Origin of the sequence: Micromonospora sp. NPDC048843 (assembly GCF_040649965.1) — a bacterium.
Lineage (GTDB): Bacteria > Actinomycetota > Actinomycetes > Mycobacteriales > Micromonosporaceae > Micromonospora > Micromonospora hortensis.
This window is the reverse complement of record NZ_JBEZGJ010000228.1, coordinates 1-9342: the sequence shown is the minus strand read 5'-3', so window position 1 is coordinate 9342 and position 9342 is coordinate 1. Positions and strand designations below refer to the sequence as shown.

8 protein-coding genes are annotated in these 9342 nt (G+C 67.9%); all 8 read left to right on the top strand.

Translation table 11 applies throughout. From position 1 onward, the window contains the following. The first annotated feature begins 66 nt into the window (after nt 1–66). The 8 genes from AB0C20_RS32645 (at nt 67) to polA (ending at nt 9187) form a co-directional block, all read left to right on the top strand. Nucleotides 67–1017: a branched-chain amino acid ABC transporter permease gene (locus AB0C20_RS32645; protein WP_124815745.1), complete on the top strand. Its 951-nt coding sequence runs from the start codon at nt 67–69 to the stop codon at nt 1015–1017. Continuing rightward, nucleotides 1014–2123 carry a branched-chain amino acid ABC transporter permease gene (locus AB0C20_RS32640; protein WP_091407909.1) on the top strand — a complete coding sequence of 370 codons (1110 nt, stop codon included), beginning with the start codon at nt 1014–1016 and terminating at the stop codon, nt 2121–2123. Before AB0C20_RS32645 ends, AB0C20_RS32640 begins: the two co-directional genes overlap by 4 nt. Before the next feature lie 46 nt (nt 2124–2169). Then, on the top strand, nt 2170–2961 hold the full coding sequence (locus AB0C20_RS32635) for an ABC transporter ATP-binding protein (protein WP_357190430.1): 792 nt from the start codon (nt 2170–2172) through the stop codon (nt 2959–2961). After that, a complete protein-coding gene (locus AB0C20_RS32630; RefSeq protein WP_124853574.1) occupies nt 2951–3661 on the top strand; it encodes an ABC transporter ATP-binding protein in 711 nt (236 codons plus the stop codon). Before AB0C20_RS32635 ends, AB0C20_RS32630 begins: the two co-directional genes overlap by 11 nt. A gap of 37 nt (nt 3662–3698) precedes the next feature. After that, on the top strand, nt 3699–4610 hold the full coding sequence (locus AB0C20_RS32625; RefSeq protein ID WP_357190374.1) for an ABC transporter substrate-binding protein: 912 nt from the start codon (nt 3699–3701) through the stop codon (nt 4608–4610). Nucleotides 4611–4613: 3 nt separating this feature from the next. Next, nucleotides 4614–5591 carry an amino acid ABC transporter permease gene (locus tag AB0C20_RS32620; RefSeq protein ID WP_112582677.1) on the top strand — a complete coding sequence of 326 codons (978 nt, stop codon included), beginning with the start codon at nt 4614–4616 and terminating at the stop codon, nt 5589–5591. Next, the gene (locus AB0C20_RS32615; RefSeq protein WP_357190371.1) at nt 5591–6397 is read left to right on the top strand and encodes an amino acid ABC transporter ATP-binding protein; all 807 of its coding nucleotides are present in this window, start codon (nt 5591–5593) and stop codon (nt 6395–6397) included. The genes AB0C20_RS32620 and AB0C20_RS32615 overlap by 1 nt, the downstream gene beginning before the upstream one ends. Before the next feature lie 90 nt (nt 6398–6487). Continuing rightward, on the top strand, nt 6488–9187 hold the full coding sequence (polA, locus tag AB0C20_RS32610) for a DNA polymerase I (RefSeq protein ID WP_357190369.1): 2700 nt from the start codon (nt 6488–6490) through the stop codon (nt 9185–9187). Nucleotides 9188–9342: the final 155 nt, after the last annotated feature.

Here is a 9342-nt window from a genome sequence, read left to right as displayed (position 1 = left end):
GCCGGGAGCTGCTCGCTCCCGGCCGCACCCCAATTTTCTCTCCAGACGTGATGGAGCGTCCCTCCCTTGGACTTCAATGGACTGTTCTCCAACTTCGGGGAACTCACCACGACCGGCCTGACCCAGGGCGCGATCTACGCCCTGGTCGCGCTCGGCTACACGCTGGTCTACGGCGTGCTGAGACTCATCAACTTCGCTCACTCAGAGGTCTTCATCGCCGGCGCGTTCGCGGCGATCTGGACCTGGAACGGCTTTGGACTCGACCAGAACTCGCAGGTCAGCGGAATTGGATCGATCCTGTTCTACCTGCTGGTGGCGATGATCGTCGCCGCCATCGCCTCGGCGGGCACCGCGACGGTGATCGAGCGGGTGGCGTACCGGCCGTTGCGTAAGCGCAACGCTCCGCCGCTGGCCTTCCTGATCACCGCGATCGGTGCCTCGATCGCGATCTCCGAGGCCTTCGGCATCTGGACCCGCCGACTGCCGGAGGGCGCGCCCAGCCTGGTGAGCAGCAAACCGCTGTTCCACCTCTTCGGCGTGCCGATCGACTCGATCCAGCTGCTGACGATTGGCGCGGCGCTGCTGATGATGGTCCTGCTGGACCTCTTCATCAACCGCAGCCGTACCGGCCGGGGCATCCGGGCCGTGGCCCAGGACGCCAACACCGCCGCGCTGATGGGCGTGAACAAGGACCGGATCATCCTGATGGTCTTCATCACCGGTGGTGCGATGGCCGGCGTGGCCGGTCTGCTCTACGACGTGCGGATCCAGACCCTGACCTACAGCGTCGGCTTCCTGCTGGGGCTCAAGGCCTTCACCGCCGCGGTGCTGGGTGGTATCGGCAACCTGCGCGGCGCGCTGATCGGTGGCCTGCTGCTGGGCGTGGTGGAGAACTACGCCGCTGGTCTGTTCGGCAGTCAGTGGAAGGACTTCGCCGCCTTCGCGGTGTTGGTGGTGCTGCTGATGTTCCGGCCGACGGGTCTGCTGGGCGAATCGCTGGGGAGGGCACGGGCATGACGACCGTCCTGGAGAGGGTGCGCTCTGGCCGCGAGGCGGCCGGAGAACGGTGGCGCGGCGCGCCACGCTGGGTGCGTTGGGCGTTGCTGGTCGCGGTGATCGCGTTCTTCTACGCGCTGCCGAACAGGGAGTTCTACCAGTATCTCGGGCCGATCCCGACCCCTGGTGCGAACTTCACGCAGGTGCTGTTCACCGTCTCGATCTACGTGCTGCTGGCCGTCGGGTTGAACATCGTTGTCGGTTTCGCCGGCCTGCTCGACCTGGGCTACTTCGGCTTCTTCGCCGTCGGGGCGTACACGGTCGCGGTGCTGACCTCGCCGAGCAGCAACCTGAAGACGCTCTGGCCGTGGCTGCTCGTGGTGCCGCTGGCGATCGGGCTGACCATGCTCTCGGGTGTGATGCTCGGTACGCCGACGCTGCGTCTGCGTGGTGACTACCTGGCGATCGTGACGCTCGGCTTCGCCGAGATGATCCGGATCGCCGCGGTCAGCTCGGAGTTCCTCAAGGGTCAGCGGGGTTTCAACCAGATCCCGCACCCGCCCGGCAAGTACGCCGACGGCAAGCCGTTCTTCGGCGTGCTGGACGCCCGGCCGTACTACTGGCTGGTGCTCACGCTGATCATCCTGGTGGTGATCGGTGTGCGGAACCTGACGCACAGTCGGGTCGGTCGGGCCTGGATCTCGATCCGGGAGGACGAGGACGCCGCGCAGCTGATGGGTGTGCCGACGTTCAAGTTCAAGCTCTGGGCGTTCGCCTCGGGTGCCGCGATCGCCGGTCTGGCCGGCGCGCTGTTCGCGGGTAAGCAGAACTTCGTCAACTCGCAGAACTTCGAGCTGCTCAACTCGATCATCATCCTGGCGGCGGTGATCTTCGGTGGTTCGGGCAACATCGTCGGCGCGATCGTCGGTGGTGGCCTGGTGGCGTACATGATCGAGCGGTTCCGCGGCATCGAGCTGTTCGGCGTGGAGCTGTACGAGTACCGGTTCCTGATCTTCGGTCTGGTCCTCGTGGTGATGATGATCTTCCGGCCGGAGGGCCTGATTCCGAACCGACGACGGGCGGCGGAGTTCAAAGACCGTCGCAAGGAGGTGATCGTCGGTGAGTGACACCGATCAGACGCCGGCTGTTCCGGCGCAGGCCGGCGCGCCGGCGATGGAGGCGGTCCCCACTCGGGAGCCGCTGCTGGAGGTCGACAACGTCACGCTGCGCTTCGGCGGCGTGGTCGCGCTCGACAACGTCAACTTCACCCTCTACAAGGGGGAGATCCTCGGGCTGATCGGCCCGAACGGCGCTGGCAAGACCACCTGCTTCAACGCGATGACCGGCATTTACCAGCCCACCAAGGGTGAGATCCGGTTCCGTGGCGGCAAGATCAGTGGGAAGAAGCGCCACCAGATCACCCAGATGGGTATGGCCCGGACGTTCCAGAACATCCGCCTGTTCCCGGAGATGACCGCCCTGGAGAACGTCCAGGTCGGCGCGGACGCGCACCACAAGACCAGCGTGCTCTCCGCTCTGTTCCGGTTGCCTCGGCACCGGCGCGAGGAGCGTGAGGGACGGGAGAAGGCCGAGCGGCTGCTGGAGTTCGTCGGCATCCGGCACCGGCTGCACGAGTTCGCCCGCAACCTCTCCTACGGGGAGCAGCGGCGGTTGGAGATCGCCCGGGCGCTGGCCACCGATCCGGTGCTGCTCTGCCTGGACGAGCCGGCCGCCGGCTTCAACCCGGCGGAGAAGGAGGAGCTGCTCCAGCTCATCCGGCAGGTCCGGGACACCGGCGTGACAGTGCTGCTGATCGAGCACGACATGCGCCTGGTCATGGGCGTCACTGACCGGATCGTCGTGCTGGAGTTCGGAAAGAAGATCGCCGAAGGGCTGCCCGCCGAGGTGCGGGACAACCCGAAGGTGGTCGCGGCGTACCTGGGGGTGCCGGACGATGTTGCTTGAGATCGAGGATGTGAGCCTGCTCTACGGGCGGATCCAGGCGTTGCACGGCATCAGCCTGACCGTGGCCGAGGGTGAGATCGTCGCGCTGATCGGCGCCAACGGCGCCGGGAAGTCGACCACCATGCGGGCGATCTCCGGCATTCGGCCGATCGCCACCGGCAGCATCCGCTTCGAGGGCGAGGACATCTCCAAGCTCCGGGCGGACCTGCGGGTCCGGCGGGGGCTCTGCCAGGCGCCCGAGGGCCGGGGGATCTTCCCCGGCATGTCGGTGCTCGAGAATCTGGACATGGGGGCGTACACCCGGCGCGACCGTGCCGGGATCGCCGAGGACCTGGCCCGGGTGCTCGACCTCTTCCCCAGGCTCGCGGAGCGACGTAAGCAGGCCGGAGGTACCCTTTCCGGCGGCGAGCAGCAGATGCTGGCGGTCGGTAGGGCGTTGATGAGCCGGCCCAAGCTGCTGTTGCTCGACGAGCCCTCGATGGGGTTGGCGCCGATGCTGATCCAACAGATCTTCGACATCATCAAGGAGATCAACGAGCAGGGCACCACAGTCCTGCTGGTGGAGCAGAACGCGCAGCAGGCGCTGGCCCGAGCACACCGGGCGTACGTGCTCGAGACCGGCAAGATCGTCAAGACCGGAACCGGCGCCGAGCTGCTGCACGACCCGGCGGTCAAAGAGGCATACCTCGGCGTGGCCTGAGCGGCCGTCACACCCCTCACGCAAGGAGTGCAGAGACATGTTCATTACCAACGGTGCCCGCCGGGCGGCGCTCGGTGCCGCCAGTGCGGCGCTGATCGCCCTCTCGCTGACGGCGTGTGGGGAGAAGGAAAACAGCGGCTCGCCCGGTGCCGGTCCGACCGTCACGGCGGCGGCCGACTCGGCGCTGGCCGGGAAGGTGCCCGACGCCATCAAGTCCGACGGTGTGATCAAGGTCGGCACCGACTCGACGTACGCCCCGGCGGAGTTCCTGGACCAGGACGGCAAGACGGTGGTCGGGTTCGACGTCGAGCTGTTCAACGCGGTGGCGCAGAAGCTCGGTCTCAAGGCCGAGTACGAGTCGGCGCCCTTCGACGCGATCCTGCCCGGTGTCGACTCCGCCAAGTACGAGATCGGCGTGTCGTCGTTCACGATCAACGCCGAGCGGCTCAAGAGCGTCAACATGGTGAGCTACTTCTCCGCCGGCACCCAGTGGGTGACCAAGGCCGGCAACGCGGCCAAGATCGACACTGAGAACGCCTGCGGCAAGAAGATCGCCGTGCAGACCGGCACCGTGCAGCTCGACGACATCACCGCCCGGTCGAAGAAGTGCACCACCGGCGGCAAGCCGGCGATCACCATCGACCAGTACCAGGCGCAGAGCGACGCCACCGCCGCCGTGTTCAGCGGCAAGAACGACGCCATGCTGGCCGACTCGCCGGTCGGGGCGTACGCGGTGAAGCAGAGCAACGGCTCGCTGGAGCTGGTCGGCGAGATCTACGAGTCCGCCCCGTACGGCTACGCCGTCAAGAAGGACCAGACCGCCTTCGCCGAGGTGCTCAAGGAGGCCGTCCAGGCGGTCATCGCTGACGGCTCGTACCAGACCGCGTTGAAGAAGTGGGGCGTCGAGGGCGGCGCCATCACCTCCTCGGCGCTGAACCCCGCCAGCTGACGCATGTCGTCGGAAACGGACACAACCGAACGGGCACGGCCGGAACCCATCCAGGCCGTGCCCGTCCGGCATCCCGGGCGTTGGGTAGCGGTCGCCGTGATCGGGGTGCTGGTGGCCATGTTCGTCCACCTGCTGGTGACGAACAAGGCGTTCAACTGGGCGTTCATGGTCGACGAGATGTTCCGGCCGCCGATCATGGAGGGTCTGCGCGGCACGCTCGCGCTGACAGTGCTCGCGATGGTGATCGGCGTCAGTCTCGGCGTTGTCGTCGCCATCATGCGGTTGTCGGAGAACCCGATCTTGCGGGGCGTCTCCTGGGCGTACACCTGGTTCTTCCGGGCGGTGCCCCGGCTGGTGCTGGCGATCCTCTTCGGCAACCTCGGCATCCTCTGGGCCCGGATCGAGTTCGGGCTTCCGTTCGACCGGCAGATCGGCGCGCTCTTCGGCGTCGACGACTTCGAGGCACGTCTGTTCGGCTTCTCCGCGCTGGAGATCCTCACGGGATTCGTCGCCGGCATGCTGGCGCTCGGGCTCTCCGAGGCGGCGTACATGGCCGAGATCGTTCGGGCCGGGATCCAGTCGGTGGACGAGGGGCAGACCGAGGCGGCACAGGCGCTGGGCCTGAGCCGTACCCAGATCCTGCGCCGCATCGTGCTGCCGCAGGCGATGCGGGTGATCATCCCGCCGACCGGCAACGAGACCATCGCGATGCTCAAGGACACCTCGCTGGTGGCCTTCGTACCGGTCTCCACCGAGCTGTTCTTCCAGCTCAAGGCCGTGGGTAACCGAACCTTCCAGGTCTTCCCGATGTACGTGGCGGCCTGCCTGTGGTACTTGCTGCTGACCAGCGTGCTGCTCGTCGGGCAGTACTACCTGGAGCGGCACTTCTCCAAGGGGTTCGGCAAGAGCGCCCAAGCGAAGATCAGACTGCGCGGGATCACCGCGGAGGCCGGCGGTAGCGCGAGCGAGGCGGGTCGGTGATGAAGCAGGTGACGACACCGGCGGATGCCGCGGGAACGGCCGGCGACGGCGTGATGGTCCGCGCTGAGCAGGTGCACAAGTCGTTCGGGTCGGTGGAGGTGCTCAAGGGCATCGACCTGGAGGTCCGCAGCGGCGAGGTCTGCTGTCTGCTCGGGCCCTCCGGCTCGGGCAAGTCGACGTTCCTGCGCTGCATCAACCATCTGGAGAAGATCAACGCTGGCCGGATCCGGGTGGACGGCGACCTGATCGGCTACCGGGAGCGCGGCGGCAAGCTGCACGAGATGCGGGAGAAGGAGATCGCCACCCAGCGCCGCGCGATCGGCATGGTGTTCCAGCGGTTCAACCTGTTTCCGCACATGACCGCCCTGCAGAACGTCGCCGAGGCGCCGGTGCTGTCGGGCCGGGAGCGCAAGGCCGCCGCCCGGGACCGGGCCGCCGCGCTGCTCCAGCGGGTCGGGCTCGGCGACAAGCTGGGCAACTACCCCGCGCAGCTCTCCGGCGGGCAGCAGCAGCGGGTGGCCATCGCCAGGGCGTTGGCGATGCAGCCGAAGCTGATGCTCTTCGACGAGCCCACCAGCGCGCTGGACCCGGAGCTGGTCGGCGAGGTGCTCGACGTGATGAAGGACCTGGCCCGCGACGGCATGACGATGATCGTGGTGACCCATGAGATCGGCTTCGCCCGGGAGGTCGGCGACTCGCTGGTCTTCATGGACGACGGCGTGGTGGTGGAGTCCGGTGCGCCGCGCGAGGTGATCGCCAACCCCCAGCACGACCGGACGAAGGCGTTCCTGGCAAAGGTGCTCTGAGCCGGCACCCGGCGCGGCCGTCCCGAACGGCCGCGCCGGGCGTCGTGCCGGTGTCTCATCCTGTCGTAGCGGCGGGCTAGAGTCGCTGCCGTGACAGCTACGACACCGCGCCTGCTCCTTGTCGACGGACATTCCATGGCATACCGGGCTTTCTTCGCCTTGCCTGTGGAAAACTTCTCCACCACGACGGGGCAGCCGACCAACGCGGTGTACGGCTTCACCTCGATGCTGATCAACGTGCTGCGCGACGAGCAGCCCACCCACATCGTCGTGGCCTTCGACGTCTCCCGCCACTCCTTCCGCACCGACAAGTACGCGGAGTACAAGGCCGGCCGCAGTGAGACCCCGACCGACTTCAAGGGCCAGGTCAGCCTGGTAAAGGAGGTCCTGGCCGCGCTCCAGATCCCGGTGGTGGAGAAAGAGGGCTTCGAGGCCGACGACGTCATCGCCACGCTCGCCTGCCAGGCTCGCGACCAGGGCATGTCGGTGTTGATCAGCAGCGGTGACCGCGACGCGTTCCAGCTGGTCGACGATCAGATCACCGTCCTCTACCCGCGTAAGGGCGTCTCCGACCTGGCCCGGATGGACCCGGCGGCGATCGAGGCGAAGTACGGTGTGCCGCCACAGCAGTACCGGGACCTCGCCGCGCTGGTCGGCGAGACCAGTGACAACTTGCCCGGCATCCCGGGCGTCGGCCCGAAGACCGCTGCCAAGTGGATCACCACGTACGGCGGGGTGGACGGCGTGATCGCCCGGGCCGACGAGATCAAGGGCAAGGCCGGCGACAGCCTGCGGGAGCGGCTCGCCGACGTGATCCGCAACTACGAGATCAACTGCCTCGTCTCCGACCTGGAGCTGCCGCTACGCCCGGAGGACAGCCGCTGGACAGGCTGGGACCGGGAGGCGGTGCACCAGGTCTTCGACACCCTGGAGTTCCGCATCCTGCGCGACCGTCTCTACCAGTACCTGGAGGCGGTCGAGCCGGAGGCCGAGTCCGGCTTCGACCTCACCGGCGAGGTGCTCACCGAGCCCGGCGCGCTCGCCGGGTGGCTGACCACGCACGTCCCGACCGGCGCCCCGGTCGGGTTGGCGGTCAAACTCGACACCGGTCCCAACCGCCGGCACACCGCCTCGATCACCGGTCTCGCGCTGGCCACCGCCGGCGGCGCGGCGGCCTGGGTCGACCCGGCGCAGCTCGACCCGACCGACGAGGGCGCCCTGGCCAGCTGGTTGGCCGACGAGCAGCGTCCCAAGGTGCTGCACGACAGCAAGCCGGCCGTGCTGGCCTGCGCCGCGCACGGCTGGCAGCTCGCCGGCATCGTCCGGGACACCCAGATCGCCGCGTACCTGGCCCGCCCCGACCAGCGCTCCTACGACCTGACCGACCTGGCGTTGCGCTACCTGCACCGCGAGTTGCGGGTCGACGTCCCGGAGTCCGGCCAGCTCACCCTCGACGGCCTCGGCGACGAAGGGGTGGTCGAGCAGAACCTGATGCTCCAGGCCCGCGCCACCCTCGACCTGGCCGACGCGATCGACGCCGAGCTGTCCCGCGACGGCGAGCAGTCCGCCCGGCTGATGGCCGGCGTGGAGCTGCCGTTGATGCGGGTGCTGGCCACCATGGAGAGCACCGGCATCGCCGCCGACACCCACTACCTCTCCGAGCTGGAGGCCCACTTCGCCGCCGAGGTGAAGGCCGCCGCACAGGGCGCGTACGAGGCGGTGGGGCGGGAGTTCAACCTCGGCTCGCCCAAGCAGTTGCAGGAGATCCTCTTCACCGAGCTGGGTCTGCCGAAGACCAAGAAGATCAAGACGGGTTACACCACCGACGCCGACGCCCTGCAGTGGCTCTACGCGCAGCAGCCGCACGCGGTGCTGGCCCACCTGCTGCGTCACCGGGACGTGGCCAAGCTCAAGTCGACAGTCGACGGGCTGCTGAAGTCGGTCTCCGACGACGGGCGGATCCACACCACCTTCAACCAGACCGTGGCGGCCACCGGTCGGCTCTCCTCCACCGAGCCCAACCTGCAGAACATCCCGATCCGCACCGAGGAGGGCCGTCGGATCCGGCGGGCCTTCGTGGTGGGAGACGGCTACGAGTGCCTGCTCACGGCCGACTACAGCCAGATCGAGATGCGCATCATGGCGCACCTCAGCTCGGACGACGCACTTATCGACGCGTTCAACTCCGGCGCCGACTTCCACGCCGCCACCGCCTCGTCGGTCTTCGGGGTGCCGCTCGGCGAGGTCACCCCCGACCAACGCCGCAAGATCAAGGCCATGAACTACGGCCTGGCGTACGGTCTGAGCGCCTTCGGCCTGTCCCAACAGCTCAGCATCAGCACCGAAGAGGCGCGCGGGCTGATGGAGAACTACTTCGCCGGCTTCGGTGGGGTGCGCGACTACCTCCAGCAGGTGGTAGCCCGGGCCCGTCAGGACGGCTATACCTCCACCATCCTCGGCCGTCGCCGCTACCTGCCCGACCTGGTCAGTGACAATCGGCAGCGCCGTGACATCGCGGAGCGGATGGCGCTCAACGCTCCCATCCAGGGCTCCGCCGCCGACATCATCAAGGTGGCGATGCTGCACGTCGACACCGCGCTGCGCGAGGCTGGGCTGCGCTCGCGGATGCTGTTGCAGGTGCACGACGAGTTGGTCTTCGAGGTCGCCCCGGGTGAGCGGGAGTCGTTGGAGGCCCTGGTCCGGCGGGAGATGGGCGGGGCGTACCCGTTGTCGGTGCCGCTGGAGGTGTCGGTCGGCCTCGGTCGGGACTGGAACAGCGCCGATCACTGATCGTTTCTTGGTTGCGGGTGGGGGGTTCCGGGGCAGCCCGACCCGCTCCGGGCGGTCAGGCTGAGCTCGACGTCCGGCATGGGCTCGAGGTCCGGCTTGGTGGGGGTGCCCTTGGCCAGGCCGACGTGCGAGATCCGTTCGAGCCACATGCCGGC

Excerpts from the sequence above, each read along its gene's own strand:
- AB0C20_RS32620 (WP_112582677.1), top strand. The coding sequence starts at position 4,614 with ATGTCGTCGGAAACGGACACAACCGAACGGGCACGGCCGGAACCCATC.
- AB0C20_RS32625 (WP_357190374.1), top strand. The coding sequence starts at position 3,699 with ATGTTCATTACCAACGGTGCCCGCCGGGCGGCGCTCGGTGCCGCCAGT.
- AB0C20_RS32630 (WP_124853574.1), top strand. The coding sequence starts at position 2,951 with ATGTTGCTTGAGATCGAGGATGTGAGCCTGCTCTACGGGCGGATCCAG.
- AB0C20_RS32640 (WP_091407909.1), top strand. The coding sequence starts at position 1,014 with ATGACGACCGTCCTGGAGAGGGTGCGCTCTGGCCGCGAGGCGGCCGGA.
- AB0C20_RS32635 (WP_357190430.1), top strand. The coding sequence starts at position 2,170 with ATGGAGGCGGTCCCCACTCGGGAGCCGCTGCTGGAGGTCGACAACGTC.
- AB0C20_RS32615 (WP_357190371.1), top strand. The coding sequence starts at position 5,591 with ATGAAGCAGGTGACGACACCGGCGGATGCCGCGGGAACGGCCGGCGAC.